This window comes from Streptomyces sp. NPDC097981 (assembly GCF_040302565.1).
In the GTDB taxonomy this organism is placed as follows: Bacteria; Actinomycetota; Actinomycetes; order Streptomycetales; family Streptomycetaceae; genus Streptomyces.
The window spans coordinates 98,590-118,086 of record NZ_JBEORW010000028.1; the positions used below are offsets into that span (position 1 = coordinate 98,590).

19 protein-coding genes and 3 pseudogenes are annotated in these 19,497 nt (G+C 71.9%); 15 read left to right on the forward strand and 7 right to left on the reverse strand.

Annotated features, from left to right (window positions below; all coding sequences use genetic code 11):
• Positions 1-89 precede the first annotated feature (89 nt).
• The 5 genes and pseudogenes from ABTY04_RS25685 to ABTY04_RS25700 all read left to right on the forward strand — a co-directional run.
• The gene (locus ABTY04_RS25685; protein ID WP_352215744.1) at positions 90-791 is read left to right on the forward strand and encodes a transglutaminase-like domain-containing protein; all 702 of its coding nucleotides are present in this window, start codon (positions 90-92) and stop codon (positions 789-791) included.
• The gene (locus ABTY04_RS25690; RefSeq protein ID WP_352215745.1) at positions 791-1,456 is read left to right on the forward strand and encodes a phosphoribosylanthranilate isomerase; all 666 of its coding nucleotides are present in this window, start codon (positions 791-793) and stop codon (positions 1,454-1,456) included. The genes ABTY04_RS25685 and ABTY04_RS25690 overlap by 1 nt, the downstream gene beginning before the upstream one ends.
• Positions 1,453-2,139 (forward strand): beta/alpha barrel domain-containing protein, encoded by a 687-nt coding sequence (locus tag ABTY04_RS25695; RefSeq protein WP_352215746.1) that lies wholly within the window; start codon positions 1,453-1,455, stop codon positions 2,137-2,139. Before ABTY04_RS25690 ends, ABTY04_RS25695 begins: the two co-directional genes overlap by 4 nt.
• A gap of 30 nt (positions 2,140-2,169) precedes the next feature.
• A pseudogene (locus ABTY04_RS41200) lies at positions 2,170-2,283 on the forward strand (hypothetical protein); the annotation flags it as partial.
• A gap of 30 nt (positions 2,284-2,313) precedes the next feature.
• Positions 2,314-2,800 (forward strand): annotated as a pseudogene (locus ABTY04_RS25700) (DM13 domain-containing protein); the annotation flags it as partial.
• A 30-nt stretch (positions 2,801-2,830) separates the two neighbouring features.
• Here ABTY04_RS25700 and ABTY04_RS25705 read toward each other — a convergent pair.
• The gene (locus tag ABTY04_RS25705; RefSeq protein ID WP_352215766.1) at positions 2,831-3,439 is read right to left on the reverse strand and encodes a DUF2269 domain-containing protein; all 609 of its coding nucleotides are present in this window, start codon (positions 3,437-3,439) and stop codon (positions 2,831-2,833) included.
• A 294-nt stretch (positions 3,440-3,733) separates the two neighbouring features.
• Between ABTY04_RS25705 and ABTY04_RS25710 the strand changes: the two are divergent.
• The 5 genes and pseudogenes from ABTY04_RS25710 to ABTY04_RS25730 all read left to right on the forward strand — a co-directional run.
• Positions 3,734-4,411, forward strand: a pseudogene (locus ABTY04_RS25710) (TetR/AcrR family transcriptional regulator); the annotation flags it as partial.
• Positions 4,412-4,563: 152 nt separating this feature from the next.
• On the forward strand, positions 4,564-5,391 hold the full coding sequence (locus ABTY04_RS25715; protein ID WP_502996715.1) for an NAD(P)H-binding protein: 828 nt from the start codon (positions 4,564-4,566) through the stop codon (positions 5,389-5,391).
• Positions 5,388-6,476 carry a zinc-binding dehydrogenase gene (locus ABTY04_RS25720; RefSeq protein WP_352215748.1) on the forward strand — a complete coding sequence of 363 codons (1,089 nt, stop codon included), beginning with the start codon at positions 5,388-5,390 and terminating at the stop codon, positions 6,474-6,476. Before ABTY04_RS25715 ends, ABTY04_RS25720 begins: the two co-directional genes overlap by 4 nt.
• Positions 6,477-6,515: 39 nt before the next feature.
• The gene (locus ABTY04_RS25725) at positions 6,516-6,983 is read left to right on the forward strand and encodes an ester cyclase (RefSeq protein ID WP_352215749.1); all 468 of its coding nucleotides are present in this window, start codon (positions 6,516-6,518) and stop codon (positions 6,981-6,983) included.
• A gap of 2 nt (positions 6,984-6,985) precedes the next feature.
• Positions 6,986-7,918 (forward strand): MBL fold metallo-hydrolase, encoded by a 933-nt coding sequence (locus ABTY04_RS25730; RefSeq protein WP_502996716.1) that lies wholly within the window; start codon positions 6,986-6,988, stop codon positions 7,916-7,918.
• Between the two features lie 88 nt (positions 7,919-8,006).
• Here the strand turns inward: ABTY04_RS25730 and ABTY04_RS25735 are convergent, their stop codons facing one another.
• The 3 genes from ABTY04_RS25735 to ABTY04_RS25745 are packed head-to-tail and all read right to left on the reverse strand — an operon-like array spanning position 8,007 to position 10,183.
• The gene (locus tag ABTY04_RS25735; RefSeq protein ID WP_352215751.1) at positions 8,007-8,876 is read right to left on the reverse strand and encodes an NmrA/HSCARG family protein; all 870 of its coding nucleotides are present in this window, start codon (positions 8,874-8,876) and stop codon (positions 8,007-8,009) included.
• A gap of 31 nt (positions 8,877-8,907) precedes the next feature.
• Complete coding sequence (locus ABTY04_RS25740; RefSeq protein ID WP_352215752.1) at positions 8,908-9,747, reverse strand: SDR family oxidoreductase; 840 nt, start codon at positions 9,745-9,747, stop codon at positions 8,908-8,910.
• Position 9,748: 1 nt separating this feature from the next.
• Positions 9,749-10,183 carry a SnoaL/DnrD family polyketide biosynthesis methyl ester cyclase gene (locus ABTY04_RS25745; protein ID WP_352215753.1) on the reverse strand — a complete coding sequence of 145 codons (435 nt, stop codon included), beginning with the start codon at positions 10,181-10,183 and terminating at the stop codon, positions 9,749-9,751.
• 257 nt (positions 10,184-10,440) lie between these two features.
• Between ABTY04_RS25745 and ABTY04_RS25750 the strand changes: the two genes are divergently transcribed.
• The gene (locus ABTY04_RS25750; protein ID WP_352215754.1) at positions 10,441-11,313 is read left to right on the forward strand and encodes a class I SAM-dependent methyltransferase; all 873 of its coding nucleotides are present in this window, start codon (positions 10,441-10,443) and stop codon (positions 11,311-11,313) included.
• A gap of 76 nt (positions 11,314-11,389) precedes the next feature.
• Here the strand turns inward: ABTY04_RS25750 and ABTY04_RS25755 are convergent, their stop codons facing one another.
• The 3 genes from ABTY04_RS25755 to ABTY04_RS25765 form a co-directional block, all read right to left on the reverse strand.
• Complete coding sequence (locus tag ABTY04_RS25755; RefSeq protein ID WP_352215755.1) at positions 11,390-12,157, reverse strand: SDR family NAD(P)-dependent oxidoreductase; 768 nt, start codon at positions 12,155-12,157, stop codon at positions 11,390-11,392.
• A 4-nt stretch (positions 12,158-12,161) separates the two neighbouring features.
• Entirely contained in the window at positions 12,162-13,238 is a 1,077-nt protein-coding gene (locus ABTY04_RS25760; protein WP_352215756.1) for a serine hydrolase domain-containing protein, read from the reverse strand.
• A gap of 110 nt (positions 13,239-13,348) precedes the next feature.
• On the reverse strand, positions 13,349-13,801 hold the full coding sequence (locus ABTY04_RS25765; protein ID WP_215143807.1) for a nuclear transport factor 2 family protein: 453 nt from the start codon (positions 13,799-13,801) through the stop codon (positions 13,349-13,351).
• A 180-nt stretch (positions 13,802-13,981) separates the two neighbouring features.
• Here ABTY04_RS25765 and fabG point away from each other — a divergent pair, with 180 nt between their 5' ends.
• From fabG to ABTY04_RS25785, 4 genes are all read left to right on the forward strand, one after another.
• Complete coding sequence (gene fabG, locus ABTY04_RS25770) at positions 13,982-14,767, forward strand: 3-oxoacyl-ACP reductase FabG (protein ID WP_352215757.1); 786 nt, start codon at positions 13,982-13,984, stop codon at positions 14,765-14,767.
• Between the two features lie 22 nt (positions 14,768-14,789).
• The gene (locus tag ABTY04_RS25775) at positions 14,790-15,752 is read left to right on the forward strand and encodes an aromatase/cyclase (RefSeq protein WP_352215758.1); all 963 of its coding nucleotides are present in this window, start codon (positions 14,790-14,792) and stop codon (positions 15,750-15,752) included.
• Positions 15,753-16,006: 254 nt separating this feature from the next.
• Positions 16,007-18,517 carry an FkbM family methyltransferase gene (locus ABTY04_RS25780; protein WP_352215759.1) on the forward strand — a complete coding sequence of 837 codons (2,511 nt, stop codon included), beginning with the start codon at positions 16,007-16,009 and terminating at the stop codon, positions 18,515-18,517.
• A 15-nt stretch (positions 18,518-18,532) separates the two neighbouring features.
• Complete coding sequence (locus ABTY04_RS25785; protein WP_352215760.1) at positions 18,533-19,384, forward strand: 3-hydroxyacyl-CoA dehydrogenase family protein; 852 nt, start codon at positions 18,533-18,535, stop codon at positions 19,382-19,384.
• Positions 19,385-19,497 lie beyond the last annotated feature (113 nt).

A 19,497-nucleotide genomic window follows, 5' to 3' on the forward strand; every position in this document is an offset into this window, starting at 1 on the left:
GCCGGGCCGCCGTCGACGCAGGCCGCCCTCGGCGCAGGCCGCACTCGCGTCGGCCGCCCTCGCCCCCGAAACGGAAGCAGAGTCCACCCATGAGCACCACACCGAGCCCCGGGACCGGGCACGCCACGCTCGCCGCCACCGAGTTCATCGACCACGGCTCGCCCGAGGTCCGCGAGTTCGTGGCGCGCGCCGTGCCGGCCGACGCCACCACCCCCACCGCCCGGGCGGTCGCGCTGTACTACGCGGTGCGCGACAAGATCCGCTACGAGGTGTACGGGGCGGACCTGTCCCGCACCGGCCTGCGCGCGAGCAGCGTGGCCACCGCCCGCTCCGGCATGTGCCTGCACAAGTCGGTGCTGTACACGGCCGGGCTGCGCTCGCTGGGCATCCCCGCCCGCCTGGTACTGACCGACGTACGCAACCACCTCGCCTCCGACCGCCTCAAGGAACTGCTGGGCGGCGACGTCTTCCACCAGCACTGCCTGACCTCGGTGCGGCTGGAGAACGGCTGGGTCAAGGCCACCCCGGTGTTCAACAAGACGCTGTGCCGGCTCTACGGGATGGCGCCGCTCGACTTCGACGGCGCCGCCGACAGCCTGCACCACCCTTTCGACCTCCAGGGCAGGCGCCAGATGGAGTTCCTGCGCTTCCACGGAGAGTTCGACGACCTCCCGTACGAGGCGGTGCTGGCCGATCTGCGGGCCGCCCACCCCGGGATGATCGGCCCCGACGGCACGGCGTTCGCCGCCGGCTCGCTCGTACGGGACGTCCGGCGGACGGCGGCGGCGTAGTGCTCGTGAAGTTCTGCGGGGCCACCCGCGCGGCCGAGGTCGGCGACATGGCCGAGGCCGGCGCGGACCTGGTCGGGCTCTGGTACCGGGTGCCGGGCGGCCCCGCGGAGCTGACCTCCGCGCAGCTGACCGAGCTGGCCGCCACCGCCCGCGAGCGGGGCGTGGCCCCGGTGCTGGTCACCTTCGCCACCGATCCCGCGCCGCTGCTCCAGGCGGTCGCCGCCGCCTCGATCCCGTGGATCCAGCTGCACGGCTACCAGCCGCCCTCGGTGGTGCGCGCCCTGCGCCGGGACGGCCCGCCCGGCCTGAAGATCGCCAAGGTGCTGCACCTGAAGGACGGGACGTGCGCCGAGGGCGGGCTGACCGCCGCGTACGAACGGGCGGGCGCCGACTGCTTCCTGTACGACGCGGTCGCGCCCGACGGCCGGATCGGCAGCACCGCCCGGACCCTGGACGACGCCGCCGTCACCGCGCTGGCCGACCGCACCGGCCTGCCGTTCCTCCTCGCCGGAGGGCTGCACGCGGGCAACCGGGACGCGTTCGCGGGCGCGGTGGCGCATCCGCGCTTCCTCGGCATCGACGTCGACTCGGCGGCCCGCGGCGAGCGCGGCCTGCTGGACGCGCGGCGCGCCGCCGCCGTCACCCGTGCCTGGAGATCCCGATGACCGCCTTCACCGAAGCACTCGCCACGGCCCGCCGCCCCTTGATCATGGAGGTCAAGCGGCAGGACGCCGACGGCCGCGACCTGACGCGCGGGCGCTCGGTCGCCGAGATCGTCCGCGGCTACGAGGAGGCGGGCGCGCCCTGCATCTCGGTCGTCACCGGCCGCTGGTTCGGCGGCACCGAGGAACTCCTGGCCGAGGTCGCCGCGCTCACCCCCCTCCCACTCCTCCGCAAGGACTTCCTGACCAGCCGCCGCCAGCTCGAGCGCAGCCGCGAACTGGGCGCCTCCGCCGTCCTGCTGACCGCCAAGGTGCTTCCGGCGGGTTCCCTGGCCCGCCTCACCGACCACGCCCTGGACTGCGGCCTGACCCCGTTCGTGGAGGTCGCCGACGCCGCCGAGGCGGCCGCCGTGCACCGCGGCGCGCACTGCGTGGTCGCCGTCAACAACAAGGACATCGCCACCCGCGAACGCCTCCCGGGCGACGTGGACCGCGGCGCGGCCCTGCTGCCCGGCCTCCTGCGCACGGGCACCCGCTTCCCGGTCAGCGCCAGCGCCATCGACACCCCCGCCCGCGCGGCCGCCCTCCTCCACCAGGGCTTCACCGCCCTCCTGATGGGCACGAGCCTCCTCACCACCCCCAGCCTCCCCGAGTGGTGCACCACGTTCGACAAGGCCCGCGCGTGACCGGACCCGTCTAGACGGGTTGGGCACCGGTCCCGGCGCGGCGCCCACCCGGAGCCGGATGCCCCGCGCATGATCCTGGAGTGGGACGGGTTCGCCAGGCAGCCGCCGCCCGGGAAGCTGCCCGGGCGCCACCGGAAGTCCTGAGCGCACACGACGGAGGACCGAACGTGGTACGTGGGCACGGGCGGCGCAGGGCTCTGCTCGTCAGTCGTGGTGGGGGTCGGGCCGGCCGTCGGGCTGTATTGGTTTCGAGCCGTGGAAGCTGTGGGTGGACGAGACGGTCGACGAGGCCGTGCCCTCGGCCTCGGCCACCCGGGCCGCGCAGGCGCGGACGGTGGCGCAGGGCACCCTGATCAGCCACGAGCACTCCACCACCGGCACGGTGAAGCTGCTCCGCCTCGCCGACGGCTCGTACACGCTCCGTCTGGAGGACCTGGACACCAGCAACGGCCCGGACCTGCGGGTCTGGCTCACCGACGCCCCGGTGCTCGAAGGCTCCGACGGCTGGTACGTCTTCGACGACGGCAAGCACGTCAGCCTGGGCGCCCTCAAGGGCGACAAGGGTGACCAGAACTATCCCGTCCCGGGCGGCGTCAACCTCGCCGACTACACCAGTCTCGCCATCTGGTGCGACCGCTTCGACGTCTCCTTCGGCGCGGCCGCTTCGACGTCTCCTTCGGCGCGGCCGAGCTCAGGCCTTCCTAGGGCGGCGCCCCGCCGGCTGGGCGGCCTTGCCGCGCGAGGTGCGGCCCCAGGGCTTGTAGACCGAGACCACCGCGGCCACGGTGAGCAGGACGAACAGCGCGGGCACGCTCCACACCAGGAAGTCGCCGGCCCCGCCGGGATCCGGCGCGGCGCCGCCGGCCGTTGCCGTGCGCTCGCTGGCGTCCATGACCGTCGGGTGGATCACGAACCAGGCGAAGAACGTCATGAACAGGGTGATGACCCACTTGACGATGATCCACCAGTGCAGCAGCAGACCCCACTTGGTCCCGCAGGACAGCAGGATGCCGGTGATCGCGGCGGCGAGGCTGAAGACCGTGACGCTCGTGTCGTCGAAGACGTACATCGCGTAGTAGACGCCCTTGGCGATCGCTGCGTCCTTCGTGGTCACCCCCATGACGGCGAGTACCACCATGGACAGGGAGAGGCCGACCCACCCGACCGAGGTCACCACGTGCACGGCGAGCGTCAGCTTGCGGGCGCCCCGGCCCAGTTCGAACTTCTTGCCCTTCGGGCGGGGGGTGGTCTCGCGCGCCGTCTGCGTGGCTGCGGCGCCGTGTTCGGTGGTGGGGGACAAGGGCGGCTCGCTCTCTGCTGCGTATGGGAAAGTCACTGCCGCGGCAGCCGCGGGGGAAGGACCACCGCGGCAGTGACTCTGTACACCGTACGGAGTGAATCTGTACGGTGTACAGAGTTACCTCTTCGGAAAGGGGCTAAACCAGTCATGGGCAGAGAAGTTGGCCGAAAGATGGACCCTGCACGGACGCTGGCCTTGCTGTGGCGGACCCGCGACACGGACCCGACGCCCCCTGCCCGGCCCGCCCGCGGCCCCCGCCAGGGGCTGACCGTCGACCGCGTCGTACGCGCCGCGATCGACCTCGCCGACGCCGAGGGCCTGGCCGCGCTCTCCATGCGCAGGGTGGCCGAGCCGCTCGGCGTCTCCACCATGTCGATCTACACCTACGTCCCCGGCCGGGCCGAACTGGTCAACTGCATGCTGGACGAGGTGCTCGGCGAGTCGCCCTCCCTCGCGGGCGCCGCCCACTGGCGCGAGGCCCTGGAGATCTACGCCCGCGGCAGCCGGGACATCGCCCGCCGCCACCCGTGGGCGGCGCCGCTGTTCTCCTCCCGCATGCTGATGGGCCCTCACGAGACCGCGGTGTGGGACGCGGTGCTCGGCGCCGTTGCCACCACCGGCCTGAGCGAACGGGACACGCTCACCGTCGTCCACCTGGTCAACGGCTATGTCCGCGGCGCCGCCCAGCAGTCGGCGGACGCCGAGGGCGACGAGCGCCGCTCCGGCCTCAGTTACCAGGAGTGGTACGAGCAGAGCGGCCCGCTGCTGGAACGGCTGATCCCGTTCTCCCGGTACCCCAGCCTCACGCGCGTGTGGCTGTCCGGCGTCTTCGAGGAGCCCGGCGCCGGCCTCGGCGCCGACGGCGGTTTCGAGTTCGGGCTGCAGCGCGTCCTCGACGGCATCGAACAGTACGTCGACCAGCGCGTACCGCCGCGGACGCCCGATCGCAAAGACACCCTGTCGGCCGGCTGACAGCGCCCGGACGCCCTCGACCCGCCCTCCAAGAACCCTCCAGGACCCCGGCCGACGCTGGCAGCACAACCGACCGAGGTACCCGGGGCGACCGGGTGTGAACAGGGTGGAGCAGACGAGTGACAGTTCTGGTGACAGGAGCCACGGGTTCCGTGGGCCGCCACGTGGTCGGCCGTCTCGTCTCCGCGGGAGTGCCCGTACGCGCGCTCACCCGCACCCCCGCCACCGCGGGACTGCCGGACGCGGTCGAGGTCTTCGAGGGCGACCTCGACCGGCCCGAGACGCTGCGCGCCGCGCTCGCCGGAGTCGAGAGCCTCTACCTCTTCCCGGTGCCCGGGACCGCCCGCGAGGTCGTCGCCGCGGCCAAGGAGGCCGGGGTCCGCCGGATCGTCGTGCTCTCCTCGTCCTCCGTGCTCGACACCTCCGGCGACAACCACAGCGGTGAGCACCACCGCGCCGTGGAACGCGCCGTCGAGGAGTCCGGCATCGAGTGGACCTTCGTCCGCCCGGACGAGTTCGCCACCAACGTGCTGTGGAAGTGGGCCCACTCCATCCGCACCGAGGGCGTCGTCCGCGCCCCCTACGGCAACGCCCCGCGCGTGCTGATCCACGAGGCCGACGTGGCCGCCGTCGCAGCGGCCGCGCTGCTGGAGGACGGGCACGCCGGCCAGGCGTACGTGCTCACCGGCCCTGAGGTCGTCACCCAGGCCGAGCAGGTCGCGCAGATCGCCGGGGCCATCGGCCGCCCGGTCGCCTTCGAGGAGATCACCCCCGACCAGGCCCGCCGGTTCATGGGCCAGGCCATGCCCGCGCCGGTCGTCGAAATGGTCCTCGGCTACCTGGCCGACGCCGTCGCCAACCCGCCCGTCACGGTGGACACCGTAGAGAAGATCACCGGCCGCCCCGCGCTGACCTTCGCGCGCTGGGCCGCCGACCACGCCGCCGACTTCGCGCCGCTCGCCCAGGGGGAGGCCGCATGAGCACCACCTCCGCCGAGCGCACCGCTGCCGCTGCTGCCGCCGCCACCGCGGCGCAGGCGGCCGGCGCCGAGCCCAACACCCTGGTACGGATGACCGGCAGCGGCGAGCCCGAGCAGCACATCGTGCCCGCCGAGGGCCCCCGCCCCACCGCGGGCAAGGGCAAGGTCGTCGTCGAGGTCCAGGCCGCCGGCGTCTCCTACGCCGAGGTGCAGATGCTCCAGCACCTGCACCCCTTCCCGCCCAAGTTCCCCTTCGTGCCCGGCTACGACCTCGTCGGCACGATCACCGAGGTCGGCCCCGGCGTCACCGGCTGGAAGGCCGGCGACCGGATCGCTGCCATGCCCCGCCAGGGCGCCTGGCAGCGGTACGTCGAACTGCCCGCCAAGACCCTGGCCGCCGCGCCCGCCGGCATGGACGCGGCCCTGGCCGTCTCGCTGGTGACCAACGGGGTCACCGCGTACCAGATGCTGCACCGCCTCACGAAGCACCTGCGGCCCGGCCAGACCGTCCTCGTGCACGGCGCCAGCGGCGGGGTGGGCGCCCTGCTCACCCAGCTCGCCGTCCACCACGGCCTGCGCGTCATCGGCACCGCCTCGCCCGCCAAGCACGACACCGTACGGGAGTTCGGCGCCGAGCCGCTCGACTACCGCACCCCGGACCTCGCCGCGGCCGTGCGCCTGCTCGCCCCGCGCGGCGTGGACGCCGTCTTCGACCACATCGGGGGCTCCGGCCTGGACGTGGCCTGGAAGGTGCTCGTCGAGGGCGGCACGCTCGTCTCCTTCGACTCCTCGGTGGCCGGCTACCGGCCCGGCCAGTGGTTCCGGCCGCACGTCCCGGCCCTGCGCCGCACGGTGGCCCGCTGGTTCACCCGCCACCTCGGCCTGACCGGCGGCCGCCGCATGACGATGTACTACGTCAAGCCCGGCGAGGCCTTCAACACCGACTACGCCGCGCTGTGCCGCCTGACCGCCGAGGGCGTGCTGCGGCCGCAGATCGCCGGCCGCCACCCGCTGGGCGGCGCTGCCGCTGCGGTCCGGGCCCTTCTCGACGGCGCCACCGTCGGCAAGCACGTCCTCATCCCCTGACCCACCCCCCGTACGCGCACCCAGAGAAGGAACCCGGCCATGTCCCTCACCCTGACCGAGACGACCGACGGCGCCACCGCCGCGCAGAGCATCCAGGAGCGCAACAAGCAGATCGCGCTCGACTGCGCCGCCGCCTGGAACCGCTGGGACCTGGACGGCATCCTCATCCACTGGTCCCCGGACATCCGGCACTTCTCCGAGGACCGCCCCGTCGACACCCAGCAGATGATCGGGGCCATGCGCGGCGGCCTCGCCGCCTTCCCCGACCTCCACCTGGACGTCAAGAGCGCCGTCTCCGAGGGCGACCGCGTCATCCTGCGCATCACGGTGACCGCCACCCACCTCGGCCAGTTCTTCGACAAGGCCCCCACCGGCAAGAAGGTGACCTGGTACATGCTCGAGGAGCTCCGCTTCGACGAGGCCGGCCGGATCATCGAGCACTACGACGTCTTCAACTACCTTCCGATGCTGAAGGAGCTGGAGTTCGTCCCGGCGGACGTGATGTGACCTTGACTCCCTCAGCTCCCACGACCACCGCGGCGGACGCCGCCACCACGGAGATCGCGGACGGCGTGTACGCGTACGTCCAGGGCGACGGCGGCTGGTGCCTGAACAACGCGGGCCTGGTCACCGGCGGGAACGGGCAGAGCCTGCTCGTCGACACCGTCGCCACCGAGCGGCGCGCCCGGAACCTGCGCGAGCAGGTACTGCGGCTGGTCCCCGAGCCCCCGCGCGCGCTGGTCAACACGCACTTCCACGGCGACCACACCTTCGGGAACCACCTCTTCCCCGAGGCCGTCGTCATCGCCCACGAGCAGACCCGCACCATGATGGACCTGGCCGGGCTGCACCTGACCGGCCTGTGGCCGGACGTCTGCTGGGGCGACCTGGAGCTCAGGCTCCCGGACGTCACCTACCGCGACTCGCTGACCCTGCACATCGGCGGCGTGCGGGCCGAACTGCTGCACCTGGGACCGGCCGCGCACACCACCAACGACACCGCCGTGTGGCTGCCGGAGCAGCGGGTGCTGTTCGCCGGCGACCTGGTGATGTCGAACGCCGCCCCGTTCTGCCTGATGGGGTCCGTCTCGGGGTCCCTCGCCGCGATGGAGCGGCTGCGCGCTCTGGGCGCGCAGACCGTGGTTCCCGGCCACGGCCCGGTCGGCGGACCCGAGCTGATCGACGCCAACGAGGCCTACTTCCGCTGGATCGCCGGGCTCGCCGAGGGCGGCGTGGCGGCCGGGCTGACCCCGCTCGAGGTGGCCGCCGAAGCGGGGGAAAGCCCGTTCGCGGACCTGCTCGACGCGGAACGCCTCGTACCGAACCTGCACCGGGCGTACGCCGAGCTGGCCGGGGCGGCCCCCGGCGCACCGCTCGACGTGGGCGCCCTCTTCCAGGAGATGGCCGAGTTCAACGGCGGGCTGCCCGCCTGCCACGCCTGATCCTCCCGCGCCACCGGAACGCACCGGCGGGGCCGGAACCGCCGCCGCGGATCCGGCCCCGCCGGTCTCATTCCCTGGGCTGGCCCGCTCAGGCCGAGGGGACGTCGATGCCCTTCAGGTACGTCGCGAAGGACTGCAGCCCCGGGTGCTCGGCCCGCAGCGCCGCGATGTCCGCCTCGTACCCGTGGTACTGGAACCACTCGAACATCAGGGCGATCTCGGGCCCGTTGGGGATGTACGGGTTGTTCGCGACGGCGTCCAGCGGCACCTCCTCGAAGCGCGCCGGCAGACCGCTGCGCTCAGCGAAGGCCTGCGCGACCTCGGTCGCGGTCAGCTCGTCGCCCGCGATCTCCACCGCGCGGCCCGCGTACTGCTCCGGCTTGTCGAAGGCCTCGGCGGCGAAGAAGCCGATGTCGTCGACGGCGATGAACTGCACCCGGGTCCCGGGCTTCAGCGCCAGCTGCACCACCAGGGTGCCGTCGACCACCTGCGGGCCGTGCGCCGCGAAGTTGTCCATGAAGAACGTCGGGCGCAGTACCGTCAGCGGCATGCCCTTGCTCTCCAGGTACCGCTCGATGCCCCGCTTGGAGTCGAAGTGCGGGATGCCGCTGTGCCGTTCGGCGCCGCCCACCGAGCTGTAGACCACGTGGCCGATCCCCGCCGCCTTCGCGGCCCGTGCCAGCGCACGGCCCTGGCGGACCTCGCCGCCGAGCCCGGCCGGCGTCATGAAGTTCTGCACGGAGAACAGTCCGTGGAAGCCCTCCAGCGCCGGACGCAGCGAGGCCTCGTCGTCGAGGTCGCCGCGGACCAGGTTCACGCCCAGCTCCGCCAGCGCCCGCGCCGCCTCCGACTCCGGGTTGCGCACCAGCGCCGATACGGACCGGCCGCGGCGCACCAGCTCGCGGGCCACCGCACCGCCCTGCAGACCGGTCGCGCCGGTCACCAGGATGTCAGTCATCTCAATCCCCCTGAGGTTCGATTCCGGCTGTTCAGCCGAAGAGGGCCGCGTTCTCCACGGCCCATTCGCGGTAGGGGCGCGGCTCGCGCCCGGTGAGGTCGCGCACCACCGAGGTGGGCTTGGCCCACGGCACCTCGGGGCTGTGCAGGGCCGCGACGTTGGTCTCGGCCGCCGGACGGTCACCGGTGATCCCGGTGAACACCCCCACGACCTCCTCCGCGGGGGCCACCGAGAAGTCCAGCTCCCGGCCCAGCACCTCGCCCAGGATCCGCGCCTGCTCCTCGGATGACAGCGTCTCGGGGCCGGTGAGCAGGTACGACCTGCCGGTGTGGCCCTCCTCGGTCAGCGCGACCACGGCGACGGAGGCGATGTCGTACTCGTCGATGGGGGCACCGGGGTTGTTGCCGATCCAGCAGCGCACCGCGCTGTCCTCGCGCACCGTCCTGATCCACCAGGAGGTGTTGGCGTGGAACGGGCCGGGGCGCAGGAAGGTCCACGGCACGCCGGACGCCTCGATCGCCACCTCGGCGGCCCGGTGCTCGTCGGCGATGCCGTGCGGCAGCGGGTGCTCGATGCCGCCCGAGGAGAGCAGCACGATCTTGGACGTGCCGGCCGCGCGGGCCGCGGCGGCGACGTTGGCCGCCTCGCCGCCCACGTCGCCCGAGAGCACCACCAGGGCGGCGCCGACCCCGTCGAACGCCGCGGTCAGCGAGTCGGGGTCGGCGGGGCTGCCCGCCACGACCTCGACGCCCTCGGGCAGGTTCGCCTCCTCGGGGGTACGGCTGAGGGCGCGGACCGGGTGGCCCAGCGCGAGCAGCTGGTCGACGGCCTCCCGGCCGACCTTGCCGGTGGCTCCGGTGATCAGAAACATGTCAGTCCCTCCAGCCCTGCGGCTCGGGCCACGGGGAGCCGAGCTGACGGTACGTTCCCTGGTAGTCGGGCCAGTCGCGGTGATCGCGGATCTTGCCGTCGACGAAGCGGATCAGGTGGATCTGCTCCCCGGAGAAGACCCGTCCGGTGGGGGCCATGCCGACGAGTTCGCCCACGTGGCGGCCGTACAGCACGAGATAGGCGCGCACCCAGTCGCCCTGCTCCTCCAGCTGCACCTCTTCCAGGCGCGCCTCCTCGGAGAAGGTCATCCGCAGCCACTTGACGGCCATCGCGAACGAATCGGGGCCGCGCAGATCCATGTGCTCCATGGCCGCCGGATTGAGGTAATCCGGGTGAATGTATTCCGCCACGTTCGCGGTATTTCCGGTGTTGTACGCCTCGATCATCCGGCGTACCGCGTCTATCTGGGCGCTCATCGTATTCCCTCCAAGGGATTCCTCCAGCTCTGCGGATCCTGCGCAATCTTGGTGCGCAAGACGGCGGCCGGACAAGCTCCGGATATCCGAAAAGCCCTCATCACCAGCGGAGTTCGAAGATTTCCGGAAAGGAATTCAACGCCTTTCACACCATGCGTCGAGCGGCTCTCGAAGACAGCTCCACCGCCACCCGGGGCGCCCCCCGCACGATGAGTGCGCATGGCCGACAGGCCGCCCGACGCACCCCGGAGCTGAATGTGGAAACCGCCACCGCCACCGACACCTACAAGACGAAGGTCACCGCTGCCTTCAACGGGGCGGCGGCCGCCTACGACCGCCTCGGCGTGGAGTTCTTCACCCCCATGGGCCGGCGGCTGGTCGAACTGGCCGCGCCGGGGCCGGGGGAGCGGGTGCTGGACATCGGCTGCGGCCTGGGCGCCACCCTGCTGCCCGCCGCGGAGCTGATCGCCCCGGGCGGCAGCGCGCTGGGCATCGACATCGCCGACGCGATGATCGAGGAGGCGGGCCGCGAGGCGGAGCGCCAGGGCATCACCAACGTCGAACTGCGCGTGATGGACGGTGAGCACCCCGACCTGCCGGCACGCTCCTTCGACCTCGCGCTCGGCAGCTACAGCGTCATCTTCCTGCCCGACGCGCGCGCCGCGCTCGCCCGCTACGCGGACCTGCTCGCCGACGGCGGCCGGATCGCCTTCACCAGCCCGGTCTTCACCCGCGACACCTTCCCCTTCCTGCCGCCGCTGTTCACCCCGCTGATCCCGTTCGAGCTGCTCCAGTACCTGCCGGAGTCCTGGCACCCCGAGCAGCTTCACCGCCAGCTGCACTCCTGGCTCGAGGACCCGCGAGACCTGACCGCCGCGCTGGAGAAGGCCGGCTTCACCGAGGTCGAGATCACCGACGAGCCCGTCCTGATGACGGCCGAGTCCGGCGAGGCCTGGGTCAAGTGGTCGCACACGCAGGGCATGCGCCTGCTGTGGCAGCACCTGCCGGAGGACGAGTCGGCCGCCCTGCGCGAGCGCCTGATCACCGCCTTGGACGCGCTGCGCGCCGACGGCGGCCCGGTCCTCATCGAGGTCCCGGTCCGCTACGTCACCGCCACGGTCGCCCGCTGACCCCGCGAGACGTACGAAGAGGGGCCGCCCGCGCAGTGCGCGGGCGGCCCCTCTTCGTTCTTGTACCCCGTGCCCGTCAGGTCACCGACAGGGCGCCGTCCACCGCCAGCACCGTGCCGTTGGCGTACACCGCCTCCGGACGGGTCAGCTGGACGATCCACCAGGCGATGTCCTCGGGGCGGCCGACCCGGCCCGAGGGGATGCTCCCGGCCACCTGCTCCAGGAAGCCGCGGTACGCCTCCTCGGGCATCCCGGCACGGACACCGACGCCCGTGTCCACCACACCCGGCGCGATGCCCACCGAGCGGATGCCGCGCGGCGCGAGCTCCACGGCCCAGGTGCGGGTGAGGAAGTCGAGGGCCACCTTGGCCATGCCGTACACGGAGTTCTCCGGCCAGGCCCGGCGGCCCAGCGAGCCCGCCGAGCTGACGTTGACGACCAGGCCCTTGGTCGCCTCCAGGGCGTCCAGGGCGGCCTGGGTCAAGAACACCGGCGCGATCAGGTTCGTACCGAGCTGGGCGCGCACGGAATCGCGCTCCAGCCCGTCCAGCGCGGCGAAGCCCGTCACGGCCGCGTTGTTGACCAGCACGTCGAGCCGGCCGAACTCGCGCAGCGCGGTCTCGACGATCAGCCGCGGCGCGTCGTGGTCGTGGATGTCCGCCGCGAGTACCCGGATGCGGTCGTGACCGTCCGCGGTCTGCTTCAGCGTCGCCTCACTGCGGCCGACGACCAGCACGTGCGCGCCGTCCTCGGCGAAGGCGCGGGCGGTCGCCGCGCCGATCCCCGTACCGCCGCCGGTGACGACGACGGCCTTCGTGACGGAGGAGTGAATGTCCGTGGTCATCGGCTCAGGAGCACAGCGCGGTGTTGACGCCGCGGATGACGGCCTGCTCCGCGTCGTGGCCGAAGTCCTTGTCGCCGATCGTGAACGACAGCTGGACGCGGTGCTGGAGGTCGCGCGTGGTGGCCGCGAAGGTGGCGTAGCCGGGGATGCCGGCCCCGTGGCCCCAGAGGTCGAGGTCGCCGTCGTTCTCCAGCTTCATGATGCCCAGGCCGTAGCCGATGCCCATCGGGAGGTTCTCGATCATCTCCTCCGGGAGGGGGGTGGTCATCTCGGTGAACTCCGCCTCCGCCAGCAGCTTGCCGCTGAACAGGGCCGAGAAGAAGGTGTCGAGGTCACGGGTGGTCGAGATGATCTCGCCCGCGCAGCCGGCCTCCGACGGGTTCATCAGCGTGACGTCCTCGGGACGGCCGCCGATCTGCATGTAGCCGCGGGCGTGCGGCTCCGGGATGTTCGGGTCGTCGCCCGGCAGGACCGTCTCGGTCAGCTCCAGCGGCTCCAGCACCCGCTCGGTGATCTCGACGCGGTACGAGCGGCCGGTGACCTTCTCGATGAGCAGGCCGACGATGAAGTAGTTCGTGTTGCAGTACGCGAACTTGCTGCCCGGCTCGAACTCCAGCGGCTTGGCGGCCGCGATGGCGATCAGGTCGGTCGGCTCGTAGTGCTTGTAGCGCTCGGTCAGGAACCGGTCGCCCGGCTTCTGGAACGAGTCCATGTAGTTGTACAGACCGCTGGTGTGCTGCATCAGGTTGCGGATGGTGATCTTCTCGCCGTAGGGCAGCAGGCCCGGCAGGTAGCTCTCCACCGTGTTGTCGAGGACGATCTTGCCCTCGGCGACGAGCTGGAGCACCACGACCGAGACGAACGGCTTGGTGATGCAGGAGATGCGGAAGCGCCCGTCCTCCGGCACCGGGCGGTCGGAGCCCAGCTCGGCGATGCCCGACGTCACGACGAAGGAGTTGTCCCCCCGGGCGACCCGGAACTGGACTCCCGCGGCACCGGCCTCGACGAGGCGGTCTGCTGCGCCCTGCACAGCCTCCTGAAGGGCCGAGACCTCCGGCCGGGCGATCGTCGTCTGCGACATTTCGGCAAACCTCCACAGGTGGCACTTCGATTGGGATGATGCGTCCCACGTACGCCCCAGAGCCTGCTCATCGAGGATGGAGGTACGGCGGGGCGGCGCTGGAGCGCCGGTCAGGCCAGGTCGTCGCGGGTCACCCGGCGGGTGGCGACCTGCAGCGCGCCCTCGACACGGACCAGGACGTCCTCGCAGACGCACACCCGGTGCACCTGGGAGTCGCCGCCGATGGCCGAGGCATAGACGATCGCGTACGAGCGGACGTCGACGACGCCGTCCGGGCGCTCGGAGACGTCGAACATGCCGATGAAGTGACGGTGGCGCTGGCCGGCCTCGGCCAGCTGGGCGGCGGTGCGGCTGGTGGCGGCGACCAGGCCCGCCCGGCCGCGCACCGGCTCCGGCAGCGTCGGCACGTCGAAGGTGGCGTCCTCGGTGAACGTCTCCGCCCAGCGCTGCGACTCGCCGAGGTCCAGCAGCTGCATCTGGTGGGCGTAGAACTGCTGGACCTCGGCGTAGAGGGCGCCGAAGGCCACGGCGGCCTGCTGTCCGATGCCGGCCTGGATGGTCATGGAGAACTCCGATCTGGTGGGTGCCCCCACCCTCATCGCCGCAAGTCGAGCGGGATTCGAAGACGCCTCAAACGGCCGCCGTCCGCGCCCCGCCGCGACCGGTCCTCAAGCGCCGTTCGTGCGGGCGTCAAGGGGGCCGGGACACGGTCGGACCATCAACGCCGTTCTGGAGGTACACCGATGACGAAAGAGACGAAGCCGGTAGCCCTGGTCACCGGGGGTACCAGCGGGATCGGGCTGGCCGTGGTCCGCGATCTCGCCCGCCGCGGACACCGCGTCTTCCTCTGCGCCCGCACCGAGCAGCAGGTCAAGCAGACCGTCGAGGACCTGCGGGCCGAGGGCCTGGAGGTCGAGGGCGCCGTCGCCGACGTCCGCGACGCCGCATCCGTCAAGGCACTGGTCGCCGCCGCCGTCGAGGCCTTCGGACCGATCTCCGTCCTCGTCAACAACGCCGGCCGCAGCGGCGGCGGGCCGACCGCCGAGCTCACCGACGAGCTCTGGTACGACGTCATCAACACCAACCTCAACAGCGTGTTCCTGCTGACCCGTGAGGTGCTCAAGAACGGCGGCCTCGAGGGCGCCCCGTACGGCCGGATCATCAACATCGCCTCCACCGCGGGCAAGCAGGGCGTGGTGCTCGGCGCCCCCTACTCCGCCTCCAAGCACGGCGTGGTCGGCTTCACCAAATCGCTCGGCAACGAGCTCGCCCCCACCGGCATCACCGTCAACGCGGTCTGCCCCGGATACGTCGAGACCCCGATGGCCCAGCGCGTGCGCACCGGCTACGCGGCCGCGTACGACACCTCCGAGGAGCAGATCATGCAGAAGTTCACCTCGAAGATCCCGCTCGGCCGGTACTCCACCCCCGAAGAGGTGGCCGGGCTGGTCGGCTACCTGACCACCGACGTGGCCTCGTCCATCACCTCGCAGGCGCTCAACGTCTGCGGCGGCCTCGGCAACTTCTGATCCGGAAAGCAGGAACTCCACGATGTCCGCTGAGCGTGTGCACCGCACGACGCACGAGGTGACCGTCGCCGCCCCCGCCGGAGTGGTCTACGGCCTCATCGCCGACGCGGCCAAGTGGCCGCTCTACTTCCCGCCCAACGTCCACGTCGAGCAGCTGGAGTCCGACGGCTCCCGCGAGCACCTGCGCATGTGGGCCACCGCCAACGGCCAGATCAAGTCCTGGACCTCGCGCCGCACCCTGGACGTGGCGCAGCGCCGCATCGAGTTCCGCCAGCAGGTGCCCGCCTCCCCGCTGGAGTCGATGGGCGGCACCTGGATCGTCGAACCGCGCGGCGCGGCCGCCTGCCGGCTGGTCCTGCTGCACGACTTCACCGTCGCCGGTGACGACGCCGGCTCCGTCGCCTGGGTCGAGAGCGCCACCGACACCAACAGCCGCGCCGAGCTCGGCAACATCAAGAAGCTTGCCAAGGGCTGGGAGCGCCTCGACGACCTCGTGATGTCCTTCGAGGACTCCGTACGCGTCGACGGTCCGGCCGACCGCGTCTACGACTTCCTGCACCGCGTCCAGGACTGGCCCACGCTGGTCCCGCACGTCTCGCGCCTGGACGTGACCGAGCCCGAGCCGGGCGTGCAGGTGATGTCCATGGACACCCTGACCGCCGACGGCAACGCCCACACCACCGAGTCGGTCCGGGTCTGCTTCCCGCACGCCCGGCGCATCGTCTACAAGCAGACGGCGACGCCCCTGCTGATGTCGGCCCACACCGGCGAGTGGTCGCTCGTCGAGGACGAGACCGGCGTGACCGTCACCTCGCAGCACAGCGTCGTGCTGCGCGAGGAGACCATCACCCGGGTACTCGGCCCCGAGGCCGGCGTCGCCGAATCCCGCCGCTACGTCCGCGAGGCGCTCGGCCGCAACAGCACGGCGACGCTCAACCTCGCCAAGGCCTACGCCGAGTCGAAGGTCACGACCCGCGCCGCGTAGCTGCCGGCGGCTGCGTCCACCACTGCTCCGGCTCTGCTCAAGCGGTCCTGACCAGGCTGGCCACGACGGACTCCTCGGACAGATACCAGGGCGGCACGCGGGCGCTCCTCAGACATGCGCAGCCCCAGTCACCCAGGCCGGGGTTGCTTTGCGTGCACCTGCGGCACCCGCTGCTCCGGCCCGAGCGGCCGCGCGTCGGCCGTTCGCCCTGTTCCCCTGGTTCGCCCGGTTTTCCGACACACCCAAGGAGAGGTATGACCCCCAACACGATCACCGCCGAGGAGAGGCACGGAGCGGCGGTCGCGCCGACCGGTCCGCTCCCGTTCCACCTCGACCTGGTCAGCGGGACCAACGGTGCCTCCCTCGACGCGGGACTGGCCACCCTCAAGAGCGCCGCCGCCCCGGCCACCGCCGCCCCGGTCACCCGGCGCACCGTCGGCGCCGGCTCCGGCACGCACCGCGGCGCCGTCCTGACCGGCCCCGAGGGCCCGGCCGAACTGGGCGCCAAGGAGACCGGCGCCACCGCCGCGCCGCTGGCCTTCCTCTTCCCGGGCCTGGGCGACCACTACCTCGGCATGGGCCGCGACCTGTACCGGGACTTCCCCCTCTTCCGCGCCGAGGTCGACCGCTGCGCCGAACTGCTCGCCCCCGACCTCGGCCTGGACCTCCGCGAGGTGATCTTCCCGGCCGCCGCCGCGCCGGCCGCCACGGAGCGGGCCGGCACTGTGCCGGCCGGCGAGGGCGCGAAGGCGCCCGCCATGGACCTGCGCCGCATGCTCGGCCGCGACAGCGGACCGGTCAGCGCCGAGGAGCGCCGGCTGAACGCCACGAAGCTGGCCCAGCCCGCGCTCTTCGTCATCGAGTACGCCCTCGCCGGACTCTGGCGCAGCTGGGGCGCCCGCCCGGCCGTCCTGACCGGCTACAGCCTGGGCGAGTACGTCGCCGCGACGCTGGCCGGGGTGCTCTCCCTCAAGGACGCGCTGACCCTGGTCGCCCGCCGCGCCGCGCTCATCGACGCGCTGCCGCAGGGCGCCATGCTCGCCGTCATGCTCCCGGAGCAGGACGTACGCGCCCTGCTCGGATCGAACCTCTCGCTGTCCGCCGTCAACGGCGACGCGTTCTGCGTGGTCGCCGGACCCGAGGAGGACATCATCGCGCTGGAGACCTCCCTGCGCACGCGCGAGGTCATCAACCGCCGGGTCACCACCACGCACGCCTTCCACTCCACGATGATGGAGCCGATCGCGAGCGAACTGACCGCGCTCGCCCGGACCCTGACGCTGAACGCGCCGAGCATCCCGTACGTCTCGAACGTCACCGGCGCGCTCATCACCGACGAGCAGGCCACCGACCCCGGCTACTGGGCCCGCCACCTCGTCAGCCCGGTCCGCTTCGCCGACGGCCTGCGCGCCATCGGCGAGGACCACGTCCTGCTCGAGGCCGGCCCCGGCCAGACCCTCGCCAGCCTCGCCACCGAGGTCCGCGGCGTCGGCAACGGCGCCGTCGTCGCCTCGATGCGCCACCCGCTGGAGCGCCGCTCCGACACCGCCGTCGCCCTCAAGGCGCTGGGCCGGGTGTGGCTGGCCGGCGGCGCCGTGGACTGGACGGTCCACCCCGCCGAGAACCTCACGGCCGACGGCGCCGCCGCCCCGGCCCCGGCGCCCGCCGCCGAGGGCGAGCCGAGCGCCACGGAGCAGGAGCTGCACGCCCTGTGGGCGCGGCTGCTGAAGACCGAGGAGCAGCTCCCGCGGGACGTCTCCTTCTTCGAGCTGGGCGGCAACTCGCTGCTGGCCACCCGCCTGATCCTGCGCATCACCCGCGCCTTCTCCGTAGAGCCGACGCTGCGCCAGATCTACGAGTGGGCCACGCTCGCGCGGACCGCGACCGCCGTCGACGCGCTGCGCGCCGGCCGGGACCCGCAGGAGGCGCTGGCCGGGGACGGCTCCGGCTCCTCGCACACCGGAAGCTCGCTCGCCCGCTTCCAGCTCCCCAACGGCCTGATGATCTCCCACCAGAACGAGGCGGAGACCCTCCACTTCTACGAGGACATCTTCGACCACCGCGTTTACGCCAAGAACGGGATCACCCTCCCCGACGGCGCCACCGTGGTCGACGTCGGCGGCAACATCGGCCTGTTCACGCTCTTCGCGCACTACGAGGCCAAGGACGTGACCATCTACACGTTCGAGCCGGCCCCGCCGCTGTTCGAGCTGCTCAGCCGCAATGCCGCCGAACACGGCGCCGACGCCCGGCTGTTCAACATCGGCATCTCCGACGGCGAGTGCGAGGCGCAGTTCACCTTCTACCCGCGCAGCTCCGGCATGTCCTCCTTCCACCCCGACGAGGCGGAGGAGAAGCACAACCTGCGCACCATCATCGCCAACCAGCGCGAGGCCGGCGGGGACGAGGCGGCCGACCAGCTCGCCGAGTACACCGAAGAGCTCATGGACGTGCGCTTCGAGGCGATCGAGTTCACCGCGAAGCTGCGCCCGCTCAGCGCCGTCATCCGCGAGCAGAACATCGAGCGCATCGACCTCATCAAGATCGACGTGCAGAAGAGCGAGCGTCAGGTCATCGACGGCATCGCCGACGAGGACTGGCCCAAGATCCAGCAGATGGTGCTGGAGGCGCACGACGCGGACGGCGAGGTCGCCCGGCTCGTCGCGCTCCTGGAGAGCCGCGGCTTCACCGCGCACGCCGAGCAGGACGAGCTGTACGCCGGCACGGACATCCACAACATCTACGCCGTACGCGGCGCACGCTAACGGAGTCGACCACCAATGGAATTCACGACAGCAGGAGTCGTCGGAGCCGGCGTCATGGGCGTCGGCGTCGCGCAGAACCTCGCCCAGACGGGCCACCGCGTCGTCCTGGTCGACGTCTCCGAGGAGATCCTCGAGAACGCGCGCAAGGAGCTGCGCAGCAGCCTGCGGGCCTTCGCGATGTTCAACCGCAAGGCCGCGGTGGACCCCGCCGCGGTCTTCGAGAAGATCGAGTTCACGACCGACTACGAGCTGCTCGCCAAGGCGGACTTCGTCGTCGAGAACGTGACCGAGGAATGGGCGATCAAGGAGAAGGTCTACAAGGAGCTCGACCGGATCTGCCGGCCCGAGGTCGTCTTCGCCGTCAACACCTCGGCCATCTCCATCACCCGGGTCGGCTCGGTCACCAGCCGCCCCGAGCGCGTCGTCGGCATGCACTTCATGAACCCGGTGCCGCTCAAGCCCATGGTCGAGGTCATCCGCGGCCACCACACCACCCCCGAGACGATCGACACCGCCCGCCGCTTCCTCGCGGAGCTGGGCAAGGAGTGCATCGTCGTCGAGGACGTTCCGGGCTTCGTCTCCAACCGCGTCCTGATGCTCACCATCAACGAGGCCGTCTTCCTGGTGCAGGACGGGGTCGCGCCGCCGGCCGACGTCGACCGCATCTTCAAGACGTGCTTCGACCACAAGATGGGCCCGCTGGAGACGGCCGACCTGATCGGTCTCGACACCATCCTGAAGTCGGTCGAGGTGCTCTACGAGAGCTTCAACGACAGCAAGTACCGGCCGGCGCCCCTGCTCAAGAAGATGGTCGCCGCGGGCCTGCTGGGCCGCAAGAGCGGCCAGGGATTCCACACGTACCGCTGACCGGGCGCCGCGCGGGCGCCTCGCCACCAGCGTCGACGCGTACGACATCACCGCCGACCCGAAGATGTTCACCCCGCAGGAAAGCAAGGCCCCGGACGCCCCCGAGCAGGCCG